The 22,597-nt window shown below is 70.3% G+C and carries 21 protein-coding genes; 13 read left to right on the top strand and 8 right to left on the bottom strand.

Annotated elements, in window-relative coordinates; translation table 11 throughout:
- Positions 1-133: 133 nt before the first annotated feature.
- Positions 134-1,234 carry a hypothetical protein gene (locus QHF84_RS42595; RefSeq protein ID WP_281319314.1) on the top strand — a complete coding sequence of 367 codons (1,101 nt, stop codon included), beginning with the start codon at positions 134-136 and terminating at the stop codon, positions 1,232-1,234.
- A gap of 4 nt (positions 1,235-1,238) precedes the next feature.
- On the top strand, positions 1,239-2,045 hold the full coding sequence (locus tag QHF84_RS42590) for a matrixin family metalloprotease (protein ID WP_348652930.1): 807 nt from the start codon (positions 1,239-1,241) through the stop codon (positions 2,043-2,045).
- Here the strand turns inward: QHF84_RS42590 and QHF84_RS42585 are convergent.
- Together QHF84_RS42585 and QHF84_RS42580 are read right to left on the bottom strand one after the other, a co-directional pair.
- Positions 2,005-2,559: an RNA polymerase sigma factor gene (locus QHF84_RS42585; RefSeq protein WP_281319313.1), complete on the bottom strand. Its 555-nt coding sequence runs from the start codon at positions 2,557-2,559 to the stop codon at positions 2,005-2,007. The two genes, QHF84_RS42590 and QHF84_RS42585, sit on opposite strands and share 41 nt — an antisense overlap.
- A gap of 25 nt (positions 2,560-2,584) precedes the next feature.
- A complete protein-coding gene (locus QHF84_RS42580; RefSeq protein WP_281319312.1) occupies positions 2,585-3,373 on the bottom strand; it encodes a hypothetical protein in 789 nt (262 codons plus the stop codon).
- A gap of 100 nt (positions 3,374-3,473) precedes the next feature.
- Here QHF84_RS42580 and QHF84_RS42575 point away from each other — a divergent pair, with 100 nt between their 5' ends.
- Genes QHF84_RS42575 through QHF84_RS42565 form a run of 3 tightly spaced genes read left to right on the top strand, consistent with a single transcriptional unit; the run spans position 3,474 to position 6,874 of the window.
- Positions 3,474-4,544 (top strand): hypothetical protein, encoded by a 1,071-nt coding sequence (locus QHF84_RS42575; protein ID WP_281319311.1) that lies wholly within the window; start codon positions 3,474-3,476, stop codon positions 4,542-4,544.
- Positions 4,545-5,885 (top strand): serine/threonine-protein kinase, encoded by a 1,341-nt coding sequence (locus tag QHF84_RS42570; RefSeq protein WP_281319310.1) that lies wholly within the window; start codon positions 4,545-4,547, stop codon positions 5,883-5,885.
- Positions 5,885-6,874, top strand: a complete 990-nt coding sequence (locus tag QHF84_RS42565) for a hypothetical protein (protein ID WP_281319309.1) — start codon at positions 5,885-5,887, stop codon at positions 6,872-6,874. The genes QHF84_RS42570 and QHF84_RS42565 overlap by 1 nt, the downstream gene beginning before the upstream one ends.
- On the opposite strand, the gene QHF84_RS42560 is transcribed toward QHF84_RS42565, so the two are convergent.
- From QHF84_RS42560 to QHF84_RS42545, 4 genes are all read right to left on the bottom strand, one after another.
- Complete coding sequence (locus QHF84_RS42560) at positions 6,875-7,738, bottom strand: DUF4476 domain-containing protein (protein ID WP_281319308.1); 864 nt, start codon at positions 7,736-7,738, stop codon at positions 6,875-6,877.
- Positions 7,739-7,906: 168 nt separating this feature from the next.
- A complete protein-coding gene (locus QHF84_RS42555; protein ID WP_281319307.1) occupies positions 7,907-8,791 on the bottom strand; it encodes a hypothetical protein in 885 nt (294 codons plus the stop codon).
- Between the two features lie 16 nt (positions 8,792-8,807).
- A complete protein-coding gene (locus tag QHF84_RS42550; RefSeq protein WP_281319306.1) occupies positions 8,808-10,187 on the bottom strand; it encodes a metallophosphoesterase in 1,380 nt (459 codons plus the stop codon).
- A gap of 78 nt (positions 10,188-10,265) precedes the next feature.
- The gene (locus QHF84_RS42545) at positions 10,266-11,234 is read right to left on the bottom strand and encodes a MopE-related protein (protein ID WP_281319305.1); all 969 of its coding nucleotides are present in this window, start codon (positions 11,232-11,234) and stop codon (positions 10,266-10,268) included.
- Between the two features lie 112 nt (positions 11,235-11,346).
- Between QHF84_RS42545 and QHF84_RS42540 the strand changes: the two genes are divergently transcribed.
- Positions 11,347-11,976, top strand: coding sequence for a hypothetical protein (locus QHF84_RS42540; protein ID WP_281319304.1), 630 nt, complete (start codon positions 11,347-11,349; stop codon positions 11,974-11,976).
- A gap of 11 nt (positions 11,977-11,987) precedes the next feature.
- On the opposite strand, the gene adhP is transcribed toward QHF84_RS42540, so the two are convergent.
- A complete protein-coding gene (gene adhP, locus QHF84_RS42535; protein WP_348652932.1) occupies positions 11,988-13,046 on the bottom strand; it encodes an alcohol dehydrogenase AdhP in 1,059 nt (352 codons plus the stop codon).
- Positions 13,047-13,207: 161 nt separating this feature from the next.
- Entirely contained in the window at positions 13,208-14,254 is a 1,047-nt protein-coding gene (locus QHF84_RS42530; protein ID WP_281319302.1) for an NAD-dependent epimerase/dehydratase family protein, read from the bottom strand.
- A gap of 197 nt (positions 14,255-14,451) precedes the next feature.
- Between QHF84_RS42530 and QHF84_RS42525 the strand changes: the two genes are divergently transcribed.
- From QHF84_RS42525 to QHF84_RS42495, 7 genes are all read left to right on the top strand, one after another.
- Positions 14,452-15,153, top strand: a complete 702-nt coding sequence (locus QHF84_RS42525; protein ID WP_281319301.1) for a hypothetical protein — start codon at positions 14,452-14,454, stop codon at positions 15,151-15,153.
- Positions 15,150-15,917, top strand: a complete 768-nt coding sequence (locus QHF84_RS42520) for a hypothetical protein (RefSeq protein ID WP_281319300.1) — start codon at positions 15,150-15,152, stop codon at positions 15,915-15,917. The genes QHF84_RS42525 and QHF84_RS42520 overlap by 4 nt, the downstream gene beginning before the upstream one ends.
- Positions 15,914-16,597: a hypothetical protein gene (locus QHF84_RS42515; RefSeq protein ID WP_281319299.1), complete on the top strand. Its 684-nt coding sequence runs from the start codon at positions 15,914-15,916 to the stop codon at positions 16,595-16,597. The genes QHF84_RS42520 and QHF84_RS42515 overlap by 4 nt, the downstream gene beginning before the upstream one ends.
- Entirely contained in the window at positions 16,594-17,277 is a 684-nt protein-coding gene (locus tag QHF84_RS42510) for a response regulator transcription factor (RefSeq protein ID WP_281319298.1), read from the top strand. The genes QHF84_RS42515 and QHF84_RS42510 overlap by 4 nt, the downstream gene beginning before the upstream one ends.
- Complete coding sequence (locus QHF84_RS42505; protein WP_281319297.1) at positions 17,270-18,781, top strand: ATP-binding protein; 1,512 nt, start codon at positions 17,270-17,272, stop codon at positions 18,779-18,781. The genes QHF84_RS42510 and QHF84_RS42505 overlap by 8 nt, the downstream gene beginning before the upstream one ends.
- 118 nt (positions 18,782-18,899) lie before the next feature.
- On the top strand, positions 18,900-22,235 hold the full coding sequence (locus QHF84_RS42500) for a DVUA0089 family protein (protein WP_281319296.1): 3,336 nt from the start codon (positions 18,900-18,902) through the stop codon (positions 22,233-22,235).
- Positions 22,236-22,330: 95 nt separating this feature from the next.
- On the top strand, positions 22,331-22,597 hold a 267-nt coding region (locus QHF84_RS42495; RefSeq protein ID WP_281319295.1), incomplete at its 3' end, for a hypothetical protein.

Below are 22,597 nucleotides of genomic sequence, written 5' to 3'. Positions count from 1 at the left end.
TTTCCCTTTCGCCCGCCGGGGTGTCTAGAAGCGCGAACGAGGTGAGAGAACGCGCCGGAGGGGCGCGCGTCTCGCCTTCGATCGCAGGACGGTCCTCCACCACACGTGGGGGATCGAAGGGAGAGATTTCGGCATGAAATGGCTTCGTTACACGCTTTCGAGCCTCGTCCTTTCTTCGGCCCTCGCGCTCGCCGGCTGCGGCGGCAATGAGCCCGAGCCCGAGCCCTCGGCCGATCCGATCGCCGACGAGGAGATCGTCGATCTCGGCGATCTCATCCAGCAGGACCAGGACGCGGCCGCGGCCGCGGAGGTGATCGGCGATCCCGCGACGCTCTTGGCCGAGGGGAAAAAGCAGGGCGACAAGGCGCGCAGCGACGTCGCCGCGGTGATGAGCTTCATCAAGGAGGCCGCCCAGGGCGAGCCCGCCAAGAAGGGCGTGACGGCGGACGGTCGGGCGTACGCGCAATGGGTGAAGACGATCCAGAGCGTGGAGATCACGTTCTCCGTCGTGCGCATGACGCAGGATCGGCTGCGGTACCTGGTGCAGGGCAAGGGCGCGGACGGCGCGAAGAAGCCGCTGCTCACGGGCATTTTCGTGAAGAAGGGCCCGAAGACGGGCGGCGGTCGGTTCCACGTCAACCTGACGAACGTGAGTGATCTCTACAATGCCCCGGGCGCGGACGGCTCGGTCCATTTCTGGTTCGCCAATCACAAGGGCGACAAGCGCGGCCGGCGCATCGCCTACGTGAACGTGGTTCGTCGGGACGACCCGCAGATGCAGAAGGTCAATTACGGCGCGGACCTCGTGCGGCTCGTGGGCGTGGGCGGCCGGTTCCGGGCCGTGGGCATCGGCGACGTGATCCCGGATCTGCCGGGGCCGGAGGCAATCGGCCTCCGGATCCTGTGGAAGGCCGGCGAAGGCGGGCGCGCCGCGGCGGCCGTGGCCTCGCTCGGGCCGAATCCGAAGCTGCTCGGCACGGCGCACGAGTGCTGGGACAAGGACGGCCTGCGCACGGCGTACAAGGACGATAACCCCATGAACGACGCGATGAACCCGGACGAGGGCGACGTCACGATGTGCGCCGGCTTCGCGGAGGAAGCTCCGCCGGATCAATCCGACGTGAGCGCGGACGGGCAGGACGCCGATCCGGAGCTCGACGCGCTGCTCGAGGAATCGGGCGCGATGGACATCGACGCGGCCGAGGCGGACGTGGCCGACGCGATCGGCCAGTGAACGCATGAGCTCGGCGCGCGCCGTATTCGGGTTCGTCCGGGTATCCCTCGGGATGCTCGTGGCCCTGTCTCTCACGCCTCCAGCCTGGGGCTACGAGCACGGGCGATCCGAGTACGGCGCGCGCCTGCATTTGACTTCCTTTCCGGCGCGGGTGCGTCTTGCCACACCCGTGCCGGGTCTTTCCGATGGAGGCCGGGGGGCCATGCTCCGGGCCATGGCGACGTGGTCCGGCGTGAATTGCGGGGCGACGAGGGTTTCGTTCGCCTACGCAAACACGGGGGAAGATGCGCCGATCGAGGTGCGGGCCGTGCGCGAGGGGTGGCGTCACGGCCAGGCGATTGCGGCGCACACGGATGTCGAGAGTGACAAGTTCAGCGGTGCAATTCTGCGCGTGGTGATCGAGCTCGACGCGACGCGGCGGTGGAGCGACGTGGTGAACGTTCCGGCGGACGCGCTCGATCTGGAGACGGTGCTGCTCCATGAGCTCGGGCACGCGGCGGGGCTCGCGCACAGCGCGCAAACATCGGCCGTGATGCGCGCGGGGCTCAAGCCAGGGCATGCGCCGAGGCGCGCGCTCGATCCGGATGACGTGGCGGGGATGTGCGCGTCGTATGCCGCTCCCGCATTGGTAAAGAAAGACGAACGGTCGGTCCCGACAGACCCGGGACGTTCGTCCTTGTGGGTCCCGCGAGCCCTCGCCCTTTTCGCGACGCTCGCCGCGCTCGGCGCGGGGCTCGCCGGATGGAAAGGGCGACGCAAGGCGCGCGGGATCAGCCGTTCGGATCCGGGATCAGCCCGCGCAGACGCTTGATGCCGTGGTGAAAGTTCACCTTCGCGCTGTCCTCGCTGCAATCGGCGAGGACCGCGATTTCGCGGAAGCTGAGCTCGTGGAAGAGGCGCAGCTCCACGGTGAGGCGCTGCTTCGGCGGGAGCTCTTCGAGCCGCTGCGCCACGCGGCCCCAGACCTCGGCGGCGACGAGGCGGCTCGTTTCGAGCGAGTTCGTGAATGCGGGCAGATCGTCCATGTCGGCGAGCGGGCCTTCCCGCGAGGATCCACGGACGTGGTTCAGCGCGACGTGGACCGCGATCCGATACAGCCAGGTGCGGAAGCTCGATTCGCGGCGAAAATCGGCGAGTTTTTCGAACGCATTGAGGAAGGCCCGCTGCGTGACGTCCTCGGCGTCCTCCGGGCGCCGGACGTACCTCCGGACGAGGCGCAAGATCCCGGGTTGATGCTCCTTCACGAGCGCGTCCGCCGCGCTCCGATCCCCCGCGAGGACCCGCTCGACGAGCGAAACGTCGCCCTCCTCTACCGAATCGCTCATCGATGTCCTCCTCCGCGCCTCTTCTTCATGCTCCCGCGCCGCAGAATAGCTGGATTTTCCCGCTTCGACCACGCGAGCTCGACCAGGACGCCTGCGCGCTGCCGTCGAACGTGACGCGGATGCGGACGCCGAGTTCTTCTTTCTCGTGCACGATCTCGCCGCCCGCCGCGGGGCATTCGCCCGCGCAACGCGAGAGCCCGCTCACCGTGGTATGAAAAGACCGCGTGCTCACGATGGTCTCCCAATCACCTTCGAACGTGACGCATTTCTCCGTGGCATTCCACGTGACCGTGTAAGAGCCTGCGCGCTCGATTCGATGTCCGCGCGGGCCCTGGCCCTCGCCGCTCGCCTCGACGACGAGCCGCCGCGTCTCGCCGTCGGGGTCGAGCGAGTAAAACCCCTCGGAGTCGATGTCGAGGATCGCCCGCGAGGCGTGCAGATCCCGCACGGACGCGAGCGCGTGCAGGCCATTGCCGCTGACCGAGTACACGACGTCGAGCGTCCCGTCGAGTTTCGCCGTCTTGAACGGGCCGACGCAACCGGAGAGCAGGTATTTCACCGTGTTGTCCTTCCGCGTGGCCGTGACGCAGTCCACGGGGCGGAAGACGAGGCCCGCCGTCGCCGCCGCTTTTGCCGCGGCGAGTTCGGGATTTTTGCTTTTCGGATCCACACGCGCGATCGCGCCGACGACGAGCGCCGCTTCGTTTTGCGAGACGTCGAACGCATCGAGGGCCTGCTCGACGTCGACGCGCTCGTCCTCGCTCTCGGCAGGGCCGCAGGCGGCCGCCGCGAGGAGGAGGGAGACGATGGACACACGAGTCGCTCGAAAGGGAAGGACAGAATGTGTCATACCCCTGCTCCCCGCGCCGGGGCGTGCCGCGGCGCGCTCGGAAGACGTGGTATCTTATCGCGGAATGCTCCCTCTTGCCCGCTCCGTTTCTCGAAAAAGAGCCCGGCTCGTCCTGTGCACGCTCGTGCTGCTCGCGGCGCCCGCAGGCACCGGGATCACGGCGGCGCGGAGCGAGGAGCGTGGAGCGATGGAGGATCGCGAGGCCGCGACGCGCGCATTCGAGGAGGGCGAACGCGCGTATCGAGCCGGTGATTTTTCAAGAGCAGCCGAACGGTTCGAGGAGGCCTACCGCAAAGCGCCGCACCCGGCGCCGCTCTGGAACGCGGCGCGATCGTGGAACAAGGCTGGCGAGATCGCGCGCGCGGCGAACGGATACGCGCGGTACCTGCGCGAGGCGCCCGAAGGCGCGCCGGATCGCGACGAGGCCGGCAAGGCGCTCGCCGAGCTCGCGACGAAGCTCGGACGGATCGAGGTGTTCGCGCCCGAGGCCCAGGACGTGCGGGTCGACGATCAGCCGCTCGAAGGATCGAGCGTGTACGTGCACCCCGGAACACACGTGATCAAAGGCCGCATGCGTGGGATCTCGGTGCAGCGGACGGAGGTGCTCGAAGCGGGCAGCGTGCGCAGCGTGGCGCTCGTCGTGGAGGAGATCGTTTCAGCGCCGAACGATGTGCCCAAGGAGCCGCCAAGAGAGCCGCCGCGGCCGATCGTGAAACCACAGCGACCATCGGCCCCGATCCCGACCGCGCCGCGCGCCGACAAACCGTGGCTCGTGCCGGCGCTCGTCGCGAGCGGAGCGGCGACGCTCGTGAGCACGGGGCTCTTGGTATGGTCGGGGGTCGATACGCTGAACGCGCGGTCGGACTACGATGCAGGGCGAACCTGGGACAAATACTACGATGGCCGGGACAAACAGTTCCGCACGAACGTGCTGATCGGCGTGTCGCTCGGCCTCGGCGCGATCACGGGCGCGCTCGGATCGATCTGGCTCGTGGGGCGGAGCGGCAAGGACGTGAAGGTGGGGTCTGGGGCGCAGGACGCCGTCAGGCGATCCGAAGCCCCGAGCGTCGAACTGAAGATCACGCCGCCCGTGCTCGGAGGCCCGGCGTTCGTCGGGGCCACGGGGAGCTTCTGAATGGCGCGAGCAATCGAGCGGATCGGCGCATACGAGGTGATCGCCGAGCTCGCCTCCGGGGGCATGGCGACGACGTACCTCGCGCGAAAGACGGGCGAGGTCGGCTTCGAGCGGCTCGTCGTGCTGAAGCGCGTGCATCCGCATCTGCTGAAGGAGCCGAACCTCCGCGACATGCTGGGCGACGAGGCGCGCGTGGCCGCGTCGATGCGGCATCCGAACGTGGTGCCGGTGGAAGACGTGGTGGACGCGTCCGGCGAGCTTTGCCTGGTGATGCCGTACGTCGAGTCGCTCTCGCTCGGCGCGCTGCTCGATGCGACGCGGCGCGCAGGCGAGCGGCTGCCGCCCGCGGTGGCGAGCCGGATCCTGCTCGACGTGCTCGCCGGGCTCGACGCGGCGCACGAGGCGAAGGATCTGCGCGGCGAGCCGCTCGAGATCGTGCACCGCGACGTGAGCCCGCGGAACGTGCTCGTCGGCACGGACGGGCGAGCGCGGCTCATCGATTTCGGCGTGGCCAAGGCGGCGCGGCGGATCACGCAGACGAAGAGCGGGATCATGAAGGGGACGATCGCGTACATGGCGCCGGAGCAGCTCCGGCGTCGCGAGCTCGATCGGCGCGCGGACGTGTTCGCCGCAGGCGTGGTGCTGCACGAGGCGATCACGGGGGAGCGGCTCTTCGACGGGCACGACGAGGCGGACGTCTTGATCGGCGTGCTCGCGGACGAGATCCCGCGGCTGTCGGAGGCCATTTCGGGCCTTCCGCCCGCGGTCGACGAGGTGCTCGACGCGGCGCTTTGTCGCGATCCGGAGGAGCGCTTCGCCTCGGCCGCGGCGTTCGCGGAGGCGCTCGAACGCGCGCTCCCGCCCGCGCCCGCGCGCGAGGTCGCGGCGATCCTCGCGCGGCACGGAGCGGCGGAGATCGAGCGGCGGCGGGAGGCGGTGCGAGTTTTTCTGGACCAACCAAGGGTCGAGGCGGCCCCGGAGAACACGCCGCGCCGGCGATCGTCGTCGCGGGCGATCGTGGTGCTGGCTTCGGCGGCGGCGCTCGCGGGAGGCGGCTTCTTGGCGCTCGCAGCGATACGACGAGCAGCGCCGAGCCCGGCGCGGGCGAACGCGGGCGTGGAGGCGAGCGTGGCGTCCGCGCGGCAGGCAGGGGTCGTCGTGACGAACGGGGCGATCGGGGAGGCGATGGGCGAGCGCGTGCCGGCGCGCGCGACGCCGGAGGAAATGAAGCCGGCTTCGGGCGCGGCGACCGGTTCGGCGCGGCCGAAAGCGCCCGCGTCGCGCTGGGATCTGCACGCGAATCCGTATCGCGCGAGGGAGATCGGCGACAATGGCCGGTGATGCGTGGAAAACTCCTTGCTTGGCTCCTCCTCGGGCTCCTCGGCTGCACCGTGTTCGACGGGGTCCCCCTGCCCCCGGACACGAGCGCGCTGCCCGGGTACCTCCCGATCGAGGAGGCGGCGCGGGCGTGTAGCCTGGTCTTTCGTTGTCCACGGCTCTCCGAGGCGATCGCGCGGTCGATCGGCGTGCCGGCGAGCGCGACGCGGTTCTCGACGTGCCTCGGGTGGCTCGCGGGCCCGCTGCCGCAGAGCCGGTTTGGTCTTTCAGCGCAGGCGAGCCTGCTCGCCTGCGTGAGCGAGGCCGGGGGATGCGAGGAGGCGCTCGCGTGCGCCTTCGTCGAGCCGCTCGGCGAGGAGGACGCGCGGTGCGTGGGCGCGGCGGGGGACGCGTGCACGTCCGCGGGGATGCTCGTCGATTGCGCGAGCCGGTACGCCGAGCATTGCGTGACGCCGCACTGGGGCGCCGGGAGCGAGTGCAGGCTCGGGCTCGGGAGCGAGGGTCGATGCGCGCTCAGCGGGTGCCTCCCCGAGACCGCGGTGCCGCCGCGCTGCACGTCGGGGGTCTACGTGCGGTGTGATCCGGCGACGAACCTGAAGGTCGCGAAGGATTGCAACACGGTGGGGCTCACCTGCCCGGAGGGCGCGGAGGGCGCGTCCGCGCAATGCGCGACCGAGGACGGCGTCTTTCCGTGCGACGAGCCAGGCGTGACGTCGTGCGCGCCGAAAGATGCGCGGGTGCGCGTCTGCGACGGCTCGCTCGCCTCGGAGTTCGATTGCGCTGCGATGGGCGCCGCGTGCGTCGCGGAGGACGGGGGCGCGCGGTGCGCGCAGCCCGGGGAGGCGTGCTCACCGCTCGATCCCGACATCGACGTCTGCAATGGATCGTCGATCTCGGTCTGCGTGGCCGGGTCGAGGGTCACGCTCGATTGCGCGACCCTCGGGCTTTCGTGCGTGCCGCCGGACGGGACGTCGAGCGGGCATTGTGGATGATCAAGGAATGCGGAGAATGGCGGCGGCGCGGGCGCGGCCTTCATAGGTGACGAAGGTGTCGAGCAGGCGCGAGGCGTCACCACGACCGATGAGGCCGGGGGCGAGGATCTCGAGCGCCCGGAGGCGCGATTCTTCGAATGCGAGGCGCGCGATCAGATCATGCGCTTGGCCGACGGTGACGGCGCGATTGCCGAAGACCTCGACGACGAACGCGAGGCGGCTGCGATCGTCTTGCAAGGCCTCCATGTCGGCGATCGTGGTGCGGAACTGGATGGCCGAGAGGGGCCGCTCGAGTTCGAAGGCGGGCGGCGGATACGCGCCGTGCGAGGGCGGCGGCGGGACGCGCTCGACGATCGGCGAGCCGTAACGGTCGAGGGAGAGGGCCACGACGCCGGGCGTGGCCTGGACGTGGCCTTGCCAAACCATCCGACCGCCGCGGGTCATGACGACGCCATAGGCGCGCCCCTCGGGGACGAACATGACGCCGGGGCGCCCCTCGATCGAGCCGACGAGGGTGTCGCCGTCGTAGATCCAGGCGATCCCGCCGTACACCGGCGCGACGCGGAGCTCGGTATAGCCGGGGTAGGCGTTCGTGTAACGCCTCGGGGTGGGGGCGGAGCCATATTGCGGACGCGGGACCGATCGATAGCCGTAGGGCCGCTCCGCCGGAGGAGCCGTCTGGACCTGCGGCGGCAACTGGACGGGCGCTTGCCATTGCGCTTGCATCTGGGCAGGCGTCCTCATCTGCACCTTCCCGAGGAACGATGCATCGAGCGACGCGCCGATCCCGACGTCCGCCCGCGCCTCCATCACAGGCCCGAGCAGAGGGGCGCAAAAAGCCAGGAGCGTCGCGTACTTCTTCATTTCGGAACCTCCACGCAGCCATCACGTCGGCAGCGACTCTTCGACGCGACGCAGCGCGGACGATTCACGCTCATCAGGACGATTTCGACGTGGACGCGTCGATCGTCTGGCGGGAAAAACCGATGAAGATCGAAAATGTGGAGAGGATGGAGAGGTGCCGGGCGGGTGCTACCGGTACGGATCGTCGACGAACGGGTCATTCTGGCGGGGCGTGGCCGGCGGGGCCGTGAGCTGCGGGGGCGTGAGCTGCGGGGGCGTATTGAGCAACCGCTCGACTTCCTTCGGGCTCGCCTTCTCGACGATCTGTTTTTCCGCTCTTTTCTGCGGCCATCCCTCGGCTCGGCACCAGTCGAGATCGAGCTCCATGCGGGAGCCGTCGCGGAGCTCGATCTTCACGACGACGGTCGATTTGCAGGCGTTCACCGAGGCCGCGGCCTCGAACGACGGCGCGTTGCCGCCGACGAGCTCGCTCTTCGAGATGTAAAAGACCGGGTTCAGCTCGTACACGACGCGCTTGATCGTGTCCTTCTGCGCCTCCGGAACGTCGAGCGAGAGAATGACGTCGAACACGGCACTGCCGCGAATGCCGGGGCGCTGCACCACCCTCACGCGCGGCGTCGGACGCAATCCCTCGGGGACCTTGCCCTCCTCGGTCAGGACGACGCTCTCGGGGGCATCGGCGGTGCGGGCCGCCACCCCCGCTGTCGCAGGGGCGGAGGGGTGCAATTCCGCCCGCTGGTTGCGCAGGTACGCTTCGAGGTCCTTTTTGCGATCCTCGAGGCGGCGCGTCTCCTCTTCGAGCTTCTTGCGCGATTTCTCGACTTCGTCGAGCTTGGCCTGCCCCTCGCTGAGCCTCTGGTCGAGCTCGTCCTTGGCCATCCGCGTGTCCTGGAGCTCCATGTTTTTCCGGGCGATGTCGATCGCGAAATAAACGACGACGAGCGCCGTCAGGAGGACGGGGACGAGCGTGACGAGCATGCTTCTCTGGCGCTGCGCGCGCGCGCGCGCCTCGAGCGCCGAGAGCTCCATCTCCAACCTGTCTTTCTCATCCATGGTCATGGCTCGCCCTTCAAATGAGCCGTTGGAATCGCTCGTCGAGCACGCGCACGAGCTCGTCGTCGCGGTGCGACGCGCAACGCTGATAGCCGTCTTTGAGGAAATGGAGCCTGTCGATTGCCTCGCGATACGACGCGAGCCGCATCGGGAGGCCGATCGAGCCCGCGAAGAGGAGCGCGAAGCCGCCCGATACGGAGAGGACCGGGGGCAACATGCGGTAGAGGTACGCCGCGAGCGCGATGCCAAGGAAGACGGCGGCGCCGACGCTCACGAGCTGCACGCGGAGCGTGGTGCGGTGTGAATCGATCGCGCGTTCGAGGTGCTGGATCTTGACGGCGATGCGGCCCTTGCGGGTGAGGCTCGGCGGCGAGGGCTCCTCGGGCGATGGTGTCTTGACCGCGGGCTCGGGCGCGGGCCGCGAGGAGGAGGAGACGGCCACGTCCGCGGGGCCGAACCGGAGGGCCTGGGTGTCCTCGCCGCGGCCCGCGTCGGCCCATTCCATGGTTTGCGGGTCGTATTCGCGGCGAATGCGGCGGCCGCGGGTCGGGCCCTCGACGACGAGGATCTGGTAGGCAATGGGGAGCGCCCATTCCTTGCGGCCATATTCGGCGACGCCCGCGCTCGCGGCGGCGGCGATGGCGAGGAACCAGCCGTCGAGCTCGCGTACGTCGTGCCAATCGACGTGCTGGTGGCCGTGGAGCGCGAGCTGGAATCGCTCACGCGCGAGCCAGCGCCGCATGCCGCCCGCGTCGGTCATGACGCTGTAATCGGTGCGGCCGACGCCCGCGGGGCTCTCCAGGTGGTGGTGGACGACCGCGAGCCGAAAGAGGTTCTTGCTCCGGGTGCGCCGGAGGAGCCCGTCGGCGTGGTCGCGCTGGCCGATGCCCACGGACCCGTGCTCTTTCTGCGCGCTCGCTTCGAGCTCCTCGCAGGAGTTGAACGCGACGACCTCGACGCCGAGGTCCTCGAAGACGTGGTGATCGACGCGCTTGTGCGGCGGCGTATCGGGCGCGAAGGACGGGCGCGTATCGCCGTAGAGGGCGCCGCGGATGCGGTCGTAGAGGACGTACCGGCCTGCGGGATCACCTCCGCGCAGGACGTCGTGGTTTCCCGGGGCGAGGACGATTCGCGTGGCCGGGAGGCCGAGGCCCTCGGCGAGGGCCTTCAGGAACACGACGACGGGCTCGACGCCGGTCTCGTTACCGCGGTCGAGGAGGTCGCCGGAGACGACGACGAGGTTCGGCGTGAGGCCCTCGTTGCGCAGGTCGTAGAGCAGGCTGCCGAGGAGACCGCGGCGGTTGTGGGGCGCGACGGCGAGCTCGGTGGCCTCGGTGTTCCAGTAGTGGCCGCGCGCCTCGGCCGCACAGAAATGCAGGTCCGAGATGTGGAGCACGCAGAGCCTCGGCCCACCCGACGGCATGGAACCCATGAAACGCGGGCGGCGGGCGGACGTCAAGGCCCCCCGCCCCGCTCAATCCGCGCAGCAGAGGACGCCGCCGCCGTCGGGGCCGGACTTGATGACGACGTGCGCCTCGTCGTAACCGCCATCAGGTCCGCCGCACCACCACGGAGCGCCGAGCGAGCTGCAGATGTTGCCCGAGGTCACGGTGAGCACCCCGCAGTTGCCGTCATTGGAAAAGCCGAGCGTGCCGCAGCCGAAGAGGTCGTTCGCCGTGACGTCGCTCTGCGCGCAGTCCATGGAGCAACTTCCGGCGGTGCAGAGGTTCGGATCGGTCAGGGTGCCGAGGGCGCATATCGCGCAGCCGGTCGAGCCCTGCCGGGTCGCGAAGAAAAGGTTCGGTTCGAGGCCCACGCCGGCGCAGCCCCCCGGCGCGCGGGCAGCGACGTCGTCCGCGCCCTTGCAGACGTGGAAGCCCGGCGCGCAGAGATCTTCCGCGCGGCAGCCCTTGCCGAACGGGTTCACGCTCGTGTTGCCGGCTTCGCGGTTGCATTCCGGGTCGAACGAATAGATCAGGCCTGGGCGGTCCCAGCCGCCGGAGCAGCCAGCGATCTGGGGAAATTGCTGCTCGTCGACGAACCCCTCGCGCGTGCCGTCGCTGCAACCGTTGCCCTTGGCGCAGGCGTCGTCGATGATGCCATTGCAATCCTCGTCGATGCCATTGCCGCAAATCTCGGGCTTCGGGGCCACGTCCGGGGCGCACGCGAGGGCGCCCGCCGTGCAGACGACGGAGCCGTCCTTGCAGATGCCGGGCAGGTCCGTGATGCAATCGGCGCCCGCGTTCTGGCTCTCCTCGTCGATCTGGCCATCGCAATCGTCGTCGAGGCCGTTGCAGAGCTCGACGGTGCAGACGGGAGGCCCGCCGCCCGTGCCGCCCGCGCCGCCGCTCCCGAGATCAAATGCCGTGGGATCGCTGCGAGCGCCGCAGGCGAGGAGCAGGGCGGGGACGACGAGGGCTAGGGCGAACAAGGGCACGCGCATGGGGAAGGATCGGCAGGATGCCTGGATCGTGGGGGGGCCGCAAGAATGCGGGAACCCAGGGCACGCAGCGGTGTCCGCGCTCGAGCCGCTCGCCCGAGGCCCACGCATGGACATGAGCACTCCCCTCCCCCCCGTGAAGCCGTTCGTTCCCGTGCTCTGCCACGGCTTTTCCCTGGCCGCGCACGTGCTGCTGCTCAGCGGGGCGGCGCTCTTCGGGCCGAGGGATTCGTACGCCGAGACGCGGATCGAAGAGCACGTCACGCAGACGCGCATGCTACTCGTGACCGCGGAGCCGGGGGAGACGGTGACGGAGGAGCGCGGCGGCGAGCGCAAGGTGAGCGGGCCTTGCGACGAGGGCACGATGGAGTCGGTGCGGACCGACAACACGCCCACGGCGACCTCCGGGGAGCGCGCCGAGGCGCTGCAAACGGACCCGTTCGGAGACGACCTGCCGGCCGGAATGCACGATTCGGCCTCGCTCCGTCTGGGCCACACCCCGTCGAGCTGGTTCGGCGGACCCGGCGTCGGCACGGGAGGAAAACGGGACGCGAAGGTCGATCGCGGCAATCGTCTCGATCCGGCGCCGCAGGCCCAGCCTCACGAGCGCGGCGAGGAGGCGGCCACGAGCCCCGCGGGCGAGCCGCCCAAAACGCGGTTTTGCCCGCCCTCGAAGCACGGCGAGAATGTGGTCTTCTGTCGCGCCACCCTCGCGCCTCCGAAATCGTTCGCGAAGACGCGCTGAGCGGCCTTCGATCACCGCGCCGCGTTGACCTGACCTTTTTCCTCCTCGCGAAGGGCGAGCACCACGCGGCCGTGGATCGTCCCTTCCGCCATGCGCGCGAACACGCTGTTGATGGCCTCGAGCGGCTGGACCTCGGTCGTGGGCCGGATCCCGTCGTGCGCGGCGATCTCCAGCGCTTCCTTGAGGTCCATCCGGGTGCCCACGATCGATCCGCGGAGCGTGAGGCGCTTGAGGACGACGTCGAAGATCGGCGTGGGGAAATCGCCGGGCGGGAGGCCGACGAGGACACACGTTCCGCCGGAGCGGAGGGTGCCGAGGGCCTGGCGGAAAGCGCCCGGCGAGACCGCGGTGACGAGCGCCCCGTGCGCGCCGCCGATCTGCTTTTGGACCTCTGCCGCCGGGTCGGTGTGCAGCGCGTCGATGGCGAGCTCGGCGCCGAGCTCGCGGGCGAGGTCGAGTTTGTCGGCGCCCACGTCCACGGCCACGACACGCAGGCCCATCGCTTTCGCATACGGAATCGCGAGGTGCCCGAGGCCGCCGATGCCCGAGACGACGACCCATTGCCCCGGACGCGCCTCCGTCTCCTTGAGGCCCTTGTAGCTGGTCAGGCCCGCGCAAAGGATCGGCGCGGCGTCGATGAAGCCGAGCGCGTCCGGAATGCGTCCCACGTACGCCGCAGGCGCGACGACGTATTCGGCGTGGCCGCCGTTGACCGAATAGCCTGTATTTTGCTGCGACGGGCAGAGCGTCTCCCAGCCGGTGATGCAATGGTCGCAGGCGCCGCAGGCATTGTGGAGCCAGGGGACGCCGACGCGGTCGCCCTCTTTCAGCGTGGTGACGCCGGGGCCGAGCGCCGCGACGTGACCGACGCCCTCGTGGCCGGGGATGAAGGGCAAGGCGGGTTTGACCGGCCAATCGCCGTTCGCTGCGTGGAGATCGGTATGGCAAACCCCGCTCGCCACGACGCGAACGAGGACCTCGCCCGCGCCGGGCACAGGGACGGGGACCTCCTCGATGGAAAGAGGCTGTCCAAACGCCCGAACGACCGCGGCCCTCATCGTACGTTGCATCATCGCTCTCCAGGTGCAGGTGGCTTTCGAGCGAGACCCTCGGCAAGGGCCATGCCATCCCCACGAATGCCTGGTTTTGCGGCCTCGGGGCCGAGCATGCGGCCGAGGACGTGCGCGCCTTGCGTGGCGGCGCAGATGCTGCGTCCGATGCGAGGAGGGGGCTACTCGAAGCGCCCCGTGGGCGGGGGACGCACGGTCTCGCGCTCCTTGAGCCAGCGCTCGGCGAGCGCGATTTCCGTCGCGCGGTGCTCGTAGCCGTCCGGCGGCGTCGCATAACCGTACGCGAGGAAGCTCGCCACGATCTTGCCCAGGGACGTGGCGAGCGGCTCGTGGCAGAAGCCGAGCTCGGCCTCGGCTTTCGAGGGATCCAGCATCGACATCCATTTGCTGCTGAACGGCGAGACGTCGCGGAGGTCGAGCCCCGCCGCGAGGATGTCCGCGGACGCGACGGGCGCGAGCTTGGCCCGGGACCCGAGCATTCCTCGCAGAATGCCGAGCAGCTCCACGAGGGACGGCGTCTCCCGCTGGCAGACGTTGTACGCCTCGCCGAACGTCTGCTCACGGCCGAGGATTTCCACGAGGAACCGCGCGACTTCGCCCGCATAGACGTGACGAACCGGGTGCGTGCCGCCGTCCGGGACGATGACCGGGCCGCCGTCGACGAGGCGGAGGAGATAACGGTCGAGCCGGCGATAATGGTCGCGCTCGCCGTTCACGATGGGGATACGAACACGCGTGGAGGGGAAGCGCGATTTCTGGAACGCTTCGACGAGCGCGTCCTCGCAGTCGCGTTTGCCCGTGCCGTATTCCCAGTTCGCGAGCTCGTCCTCGTCCGTGGGGCGGGGCATGACCGGGCCGACATAATCGATCTCCCGCGAAGGCCGCGGGGCGCCCTCGCGCACGAGGTAGACCTGGCCCGTGCTGATGAAGACGTAATGCCCCACGCGGCCGCCGAGCGCATCCACCGCGCCGCGCGTGTCCTCCCAGCGATAGGCGGCGAAGTCGACGGCCGCGTCGAAGTGACGGTTTTGCATGAGCCGGGACAAATCGGCCGTCGTCCGATCGCCCCTCAGCCGCTCGATCCGCGCGCCGAAGGGATCCGGCAGGGTCCCGCGATTGAACAAGGTCACCTGGTGCCCCGCCGCGAGGAGCCGGTGCACGAGGAGCGGCCCGACGAACCGCGTCCCACCGATGACGAGAACGTGCATGGCCCCCCTTCTAGCAGCGAAACCGAAGTCGATACAACGGAACGGCGGCAGAGAGGTGGATCATCGGTGATCCACCCTGCCACAATTTCGTCGAATTCATTCCACGACTCCTCCGCGGCGAAGGCAGAGGAGCGCCAAACCGGGGCGATACGAAAAGGAGGTCTGGCGCGGCCCGTGGCCGCCACCCCGGAGGAAAGATGCAAGCCCACGCCTCGTACGTCGATGCCCTCGCGGGCGACGCCCCGCCCGAACCCCAAGGGTCCACGCCCCCGCCGCCCCCCGAAGCGCCGCACGTCGCCCCGGCGAGCCCTGTCGACGAGGGCGCGCCGTCGTTCGCGAAGTCGCTGCTCGGCGACGGGCCGGAAGGCGCCGCAGGCGCGCTGCGCGACGACGCGCGGAGGTTCGCCGCGGCGCTCGCGCTGTCGGCGATGTACGGGCTGTCGATCGGGACGCGGGACGGAGGGCTTTCGATCTTGAAGCACGCGGCCGCGGTGCCGCTCGCGCCGCTCGCCGTCGCAGGGCTCGGCGTGCCCGCGCTGTTCATCGTGCTCACGCTGTTCGACGCGCCGATCGATCCGCCGGCCGCGGTGAAGGCCGCGGCGCGCGGGGCGGCGACGACGGGCCTCGTGCTCGGCGGGCTCGCGCCCGCGATGGCGCTGTTCGTGACGACGTCGAGCTCGCGCGTCGGCGCGGCGTTTTCCGCGGGGCTCGGCCTGATCCTCGCGGGGATCTTCGGGTTGCGCGCGTTCCTCGGCGCGATTGGGGTGCCGCTCGGGCGCGCCTCCGCGGGCGTGCGAACGATGAGCGGGTTCGCGCTCGCCGGCTTCGCGATCTTCGCGACGGCGCTGTCGGCGCGGGTCTGGTGGAGCACGCTGCCGATCTTCGGAGGTGCCCCGTGAGCGCGACCGTCCTCGCCCGCCTGCTCCGCGCACCTGGAGAGATCGCCCGCGCTTGTCGCGACGACGACCCGGAGGTGCGCTCCATCGCCGCGACCTCGCTCGCCTCGATCGCGCTCGGCGCGGCCGCATTCGGCGGCGTGCTCGGGAGCTTCCGCGGCGGCGCGCAGATCCTCTACGGCGCCGCGAAGGTCCCGCTCGCCGTGCTGGCGACGCTCGCGCTCTCGGCGCCGGCGTTCCACGCGCTCGCCGCAGTGCTCGGGAGGCCCTGGCCGATGCGATCGATCGTGGCGCTCGCGCTCGCGTCCGCGGGTCGATCGTCGCTCGTCCTGCTCGCGTTCGCGCCCGCGCTTTGGCTGATGCTCGATCTCGGCATGGGTTATCACACGGCGGCGATCGTCGCGTCGGGCGCGTATGCCGTGGCCGGGTTCGCGGCGCTGTCCTTGCTCGTGCGCGGGCTCGGCGAAGGGAAAGGGCGGCTCACCACGGCGATCGCGTTCATCGGCGTGTTCTTCGCGGTCGGCGGACAAACCGCGTGGATCCTGCGTCCGTACCTGGTGCGTCCGCGCGCGACGAGCGTGCCGTTCCTGCGAGACCGCGAGGGCAGCTTCGCCGAGGCCGTGCTGACGAGCGTGACGTCGGCCGCGATGTACAGCGACCGGCCGTATCGCATCGACGCGCCCGCGGAGTCCGACGCGTGGGAGCGCAACAAGGACACGCGGTCGCGCGAGGTCGAGGAAGACTTCGTGGAGGAGGGAGGGCAATGAGCTTGCGCGATCTGTCGCTGCTCTACCTCGTCGCGGGGCTCTGCTGCGCAGTGGCGATCTACCGTTCGTCCCCCGCGGGAGGATCACGCGCGGCCATGTCGGCAGCGCTGGCCGTGCCGCTCTGGCCGCTCTGGGCGCCGATCGCGCTGACCGCGAAGCGCGCGGTGGAGGCGCCGATGGGCGCGGCGGGCAGCGCGCTCGCGAGGGTAAAGGCCGCGCTCGGGGAGGCTGTCGCGGCGTCGCGGGGGACGCCGCTCGCGAGCGTGCTGCCGGCGGAGGCCGCGGCGCGGATCGAGGCGGAGGTCGAGCGGCGCGTCGCGCGGCACGCGGAGCTCGAAGCGCTCCTCCGCAAGGAGGCGTTCGATCTCGGGCGGGCCGAGGCGCGCGTGCGCGAGCTCGAGCGCGCCTCGGGATCGAGCCGCGCGCTCGCGACGGCGCGGCTCGATCTCGACAACGTCCGCCGTCTGTCTTCGCTGCGCGACCGGGACGCGCGTGCGCTGGAGGAGCTCTGCGCGCTCGCCGAGGCGCTGCGCACGCAGGTCACGGTGGCGCGCTTCAGCGGATCCTCCGCGGCGGACATCGGTGGTATCGTCTCGGAGGTGCAGGCGCGGGTCGAGGGCCTCGGCGCTGCCCTCGAAGCCGAAGAGAGCCTCCGCGCCGAGGAGCCGATCGAGACGTGAGCAAACACATCCTGGTCGTCGACGACGAGGCGCGTATCCGCGAGGTCCTGCAGTACGCGCTTCGCAAAGAGGGCTACGAGGTCTCCGTGGTGACCGACGGCCGCGAGGCGATCGAGGCCGTCGCGAAAGGCTCTGTGGACCTCGTGATCCTCGACGTGATGCTCCCCGAGGTCGACGGCCTCTCCGCGTGTCGCCACATCCGCATCGAGAGCCGCGTGCCGATCCTCTTCCTGTCCGCGCGCAGCGACGAGATCGATCGTGTGCTCGGCCTCGACCTCGGCGGCGACGACTACCTCACGAAGCCGTTCTCGGTGCGCGAGCTCGTCGCGCGCGTAAAGGCCTTGTTCCGCAGGCTCGAAGCGCCGGGCGAGGCCACGCGCAAGGTGCTCACGCACGGGCGGATCGAGGTCGACGTGGAGCGACACGAGGCGCGGCTCGACGGCACACCCGTGACGCTCACGGCGACCGAGCTCGGCTTGCTCGGCGCGCTGCTCGAACGACCTGGCATCGTGCTCTCGCGCAGCCAGCTCATGACGCGCGCGTACCGGTACGACAACCTGATCACCGAGCGCACGATCGACACGCACGTGCGCAGGATCCGCGCGAAATTCCGCGCCGCGGGCGGCGAGGACCCGATCGCGACGGTGCACGGCGTCGGGTACAAGGTCGCCGGTGCGTAGGCTGCTCGTCCTGCTCGGCCGCATCCGCATGCGGCTGCTCGCCATCAACTTGCTCGCGCTGTTCGTGCCCGCGATCGGGCTCGAATTCGCGCGCATCCACGAGCGGGAGCTGCTCGACGCGCTCGAGCGCGACATGTCGAACCAGGCGATCCTCGTGCGATCGTTCGTCGAGCAAAACCTCGGCGCGGGCCGCGCGCTCGGGGATCCGGAGCACCAGAAGATCCTCGCGACGGCGGCGCAGCGGACGCGGACGCGGATCCGGCTCGTGGACAAGGGCGGCGAGGTGGTGTCCGACTCGCACGCGGAGGGGCCGCCCGAAGGGCCGGAGCCGCCGGCGCCGCTCCGGCTGCCGCGCTCGCGGGACGTGCGGTGGGCGCTCGACATGCGCGCGGCGCCCGGGGAGAAGTGGCCGGAGATCGCAGATCGCTTCGAGGTGCGCTCGGCGCTCGCGGGCTCGAAGGCGACACGCACGCGCATCCGCGACCGCGACCCGGGCGTGATCCTCTTTCTCGCAGAGCCGATCCGCACGAACGGCGCGGTGACGGGTGTGGTGTACGTGGCGCGATCGACGCAGCCCGTCCTGTTCGAGCTCTACCGCATCCGCTCGGGCCTCGGACGTGTGCTCCTCGTCGCGCTCCTCGGCACGGGCCTCGTGACGCTCGTGCTCGCGTGGAGCATCTCGCGGCCGCTCGGGCGGCTCTCGCGCGCGGCCAAGCGTATCGCGGCGGGCGAGCGGGACGTGGTCGTGCCGATCGGCGGCGGCGGCGAGATCCGCGAGCTCGGCGAGTCGTTCGCGGCGATGAAGGAGCGGCTCGACGCGCGCATGCGGTACATCTCGGAGTTCGCGGCCGACGTCGCGCACGAGTTCAAGTCGCCGCTCACCTCGATCCGCGGCGCGGCGGAGCTGCTCGGCGAAGGCGCGCACGACGATCCGGAGGCGCGCGTTCGCTTCCTCGGGAACATCGAGCTCGACGTCGAGCGCCTCGATCGACTGGTCTCGCGCCTGCTCCAGCTCTCGCGCATCGAGGCCTCGGCCGAGCCGATGCGCGCGTGTGACCTTGCGGCGCTCGCGCTCGCGGCGAAGGAGCGCGCGTCGGGGCCCGATCAGCCGGTGATCCTCGACTATGTGGCGAGCGAGAAGGACGTGGTTTGCCGACCCGTGGACGTCGAGACGGCGCTCGGCAACCTGCTCGACAACGCCGTTCGATTCTCGCCGCCGGGAGAGCCGGTGCGGATCCGCGTCGAGGGAGGCCCGCCCGAGGCCGTGATTCGTGTTTCCGTTGCGGATCGTGGCCCGGGCGTGCCGCCCGCGATCCTGCCGCGCATCTTCGACAGGTTCTTCACGACCGACGCGGATCGTGATGGTACGGGCCTCGGGCTCGCGATCGTGAAGAGCGTGGCGGAGGCGCACGGCGGCCGGGTGCTCGTGGACAATCGCCCAGGGGAGGGAGCCACCTTCACCCTGGAGATCCCTCATCGAAGGCGCGCGGCACCTATTCCTTGACGCCGGCCCGTCGATTCATTGAGGTATCTCAGCTCTTCGCTTGCCGAGGCTCTCGGGTACGCGTCTCGGCGCAGGCGTCGGGCGAGACATCGCTAACGTTGGGAGCGAAGAATCGCGCATGACGAGGCTAACGCGGCACGTTGGGGTAGCGCTCGTGCTCGGCCTGGGTTCGTTCGGATCCATGGGCTGCGAGCTGATCGCATCGGTCGATCGGAGCGATATTCCGCAAGGACAAGGCGGATCCGGGGGCACCGGAGGCCAAGGCGGCATGGGGGGCGAAGCCGGCCAAGGCGGCATCGGGGGCCAGGGCGGCCAAGGCGGCCAGGGCGGCCAGGGCGGCCAAGGCGGCCAAGGCGGTCAGGGTGGCCAGGGCGGCCAAGGCGGCCAAGGCGGCCAGGGCGGCCAGGGCGGCACGGGCGGTTCGATGGTCGTGTGCGGCGACGGCCTGGTCGGCGGCGCCGAGACCTGCGACGACGGCAACACCACGGCCGGTGACGGCTGCGACGCCGCGTGCGCGCAGGAGACCGGCTGGAGCTGCGCCGACGAACCCAGCGTGTGCACGCCGAACTGCGGCGACGGCGTGATCGTCGGCGGCGAGGCCTGCGACGACGGCAACACCACGGCAAACGACGGCTGCAACGCCGCCTGCACGCAAGAAGCGGGCTTCCTGTGCGCCGGCGAGCCGAGCGTGTGCACGACGACCTGCGGCGACGGCATCGTCGCCGGCATGGAGGCGTGCGACGACGCGAACGCGAACGACGGAGACGGCTGCACCGCGTGCGTCGAGGACGTCGGCTACTCATGCACGGGCGCTCCGAGCGTGTGCGCGACGACCTGCGGCGACGGCATCCAGGCCGGCACCGAAGCGTGCGACGACGGCAACACGAAGGACCTCGACGGCTGCAGCTCCGCCTGCGTCGTCGACACGTTCACGGAGACCGAGCCGAACAACGCGTCGGGCACGGCGAACGGTCCGTACTCAGCGCCCGTCCTGGTCGCGGGCTCGATCAGCCCTGGGAGCGACGCCGACTGGTACCAGATCACCGTCCCCGGCACGGTCGACCTGCACATCGAGACGTACGACGGCGCCGGCCCGTCGAGCTGCTTGAACATCGACACGCTCGTCACGCTCTACGCGTCCGACGGCACGACCGTGATCGCCTCCGACGACGACAACGGCACGAACGCGTGCTCGCGCCTCGACGGCACGACGAACGCGGCGCTCAGGCACGTCGCGCCGGGCACGTACTACGTGAAGGTCGAGGAGGCCGGCAACGACAAGGCGATCCCGGGCTACAAGCTCGTCGTGACGTACGACGCGGTCTGCGGCGACGGCACCGTGAGCGGCTCCGAGGAGTGCGACGGCGGCGCAGGCTGCTCGCCGACTTGCGATCGCGTCCCGGTCTGCGGCGACGGCAACATCGACGCACCCGAGACCTGCGACGACGGCAACACCATGGACGGCGACACGTGCAGCGCGACCTGCGAGACGTCGATCCTCATGGAGACGGAGCCGAACGAGACGAGCGCGCAGGCGTCGGGCGGCTTCGCTCCGCCGGCGCTTTACCAAGGCGCGATCAGCCCGGCCACGGACGTCGATTTCTACGCGATCAAGCTCGACCAGACGAGCGACCTCACGGTCGAGTCGTTCGACGTGAACGGCCCCGGCTCTTGCAACGGCATCGACACGTTGCTCCGCCTCTACGGCACCGACGGCACCACGCTCCTGCTCGAGCGCGACCTCGGCGGCCTCGGCGCGTGCGGCAAGATCGACGCGAAGAAGCCGGGCGACGGCGCGGCTCGTCATCTGCCGGCGGGCACGTATTACGTCTCGGTCGAGGACTTCCTCAACAACACGGAGATCCCCGGCTATCGCTTGCAGATCACGCTCGACGCGACGTGCGGCAACGGCAAGGTCGAGGGCGCCGAGGAGTGCGACGGCGGCGCGGGTTGCTCGATGACCTGCGATCGCATCGCGGTCTGCGGCGACGGCAAGATCGACGCGCCCGAGACCTGCGACGACGGCAACACGACGGCGGGCGACGGCTGCGACGCCACGTGCACGAAGGAGTCGACGCCGGAGACGGAGCCGAACGACACGAGCGCGACGGCGAGCGGACCCTACACGCCGTACACGATCGTGAGCGGCGCGATCACCCCGGGCAGCGATGTCGACTTCTACAGCTTCACGCTGAGCGCGATCTCGGACGTGCGGCTCCAGACGCACGACGCGAACGGCCCCGGGACCTGCGCGCTGCCGCTCGACACGGTGCTCACGCTCTACGGCCCGGACGGCACGACCGAGCTCGCGCAGGCGGACGACGGCGGCGTCAACATCTGCTCGCGCATCTCGGGCAAGACGCACGCGGGCGCGCGGCACCTCGCCCCGGGCACGTACTTCGTCAAGGTCGAGGACTACGAGAACAACAACGCCATCCCCGGCTATCTGCTCGAGATCGCCGTCGAGGCCGTCTGCGGCAACGGCGTGGTCGAGGGCAGCGAGGAGTGCGACGGCGGCGCGGGCTGCGAGGCGACCTGCGATCGCACCCCGGTCTGCGGCGACGGCTACCTCGACGGCACGGAGGCCTGCGACGACGGCAACACGACGGCGGGCGACGGCTGCAGCGACATGTGCGCGCTGGAGGCGGGCGCCGAGATCGAGCCGAACAACACGACGGTCGAGGCGGACGCCGGCGTGATTCTCACGGGCAGCACCAACGTGACGGGTTCGATCGCCGCGGTCGGCGACGTCGACGTCTTCCGCATCGACCTCGCGTCGGACGCGGCGCTCGTGCTCGAGACGCTGAACGACACGGGCATCGGCTGCGGCTTCACGTCCACGCTGCGCCTTCTCGACGCGAGCGGCCAGCTCCTCGAGACGGACAACGTGAGCGGCGAGGGCTCCTGCTCGGCGCTGACGATGAACCTCGCCGCGGGCACGTATTACGTCAGCGTCGAGGAGACGAACAACAACGGGACCATCGCCTCGTACATGCTGCGGGCGAAGGTGCTCACGGAGAGCGGCCCGGAGACCGAGCCGAACAATCAGCCGGCCGACGCCGACGCGACGACGGGCTGGGACACGGTCATCACGGCCGCGCATCCGGCCTTCGACGATGACGATTACTTCGAGATCACGGTCCCGGCGGGCAAGTCGTTGCGGGCCGAGATCATCGAGGGGACGGCCGCGGAGTCGTGCTCGAACGGGGCGGATCCCATCGATAGCTACCTGACGCTGTACGATGCGGCGGGCGTGGAGCTCGGCGCGGACGACGACGGCGGTCGCGGCTATTGCTCGGCGATCGACGGCCTCGGCGCGACACCCACGCACGCGTTCGCGCACAACCTCGCGGGCGGCACGTATTACCTGCTCGTGCAGGCGGCGCCGTTCTCGGCGGAGCCGGGCAACGCCCTCGCCGTGTTCGATTACAAGCTCGCGATCACCATCCGGTGATCCGCTGGGATGGGGGCGGCGACCCGCCCCCATCCGTCCCGCCTCGCTCTTTCCTCCAAGCTTGACGCCATCACGAAGTACGCGACAACTGGGGCATGTTTCCCCGCTTCGTCGCGCTCTCCGCATTCGTCCCGCTCGTCGGCTGCGCGCAAGGCACCCAGTTGCCCGATTTCACGTCCGGGGCAGGCGGCTCGCTCGCCGCGAGCAGCTCGTCGTCGTCGTCGTCCGCGAGCAGCAGCTCCGGGACGGGCGGCATGGGCGGAAGCGGTGGCGCGGGCGGCAGCGGCGGCGTCGGCGGCATGGGCGGCAGCGGCGGCGCGGGCGGAAGCGGCGGCGTCGGCGGCAGCGGCGGCGTCGGCGGC

The organism is Polyangium sp. y55x31 (assembly GCF_029946505.1).
Taxonomy (GTDB): domain Bacteria; phylum Myxococcota_A; class Polyangia; order Polyangiales; family Polyangiaceae; genus Polyangium.
The sequence above is the reverse complement of the archived record's forward strand: the minus strand, read 5'-3'. Positions and strand labels throughout refer to the sequence as shown.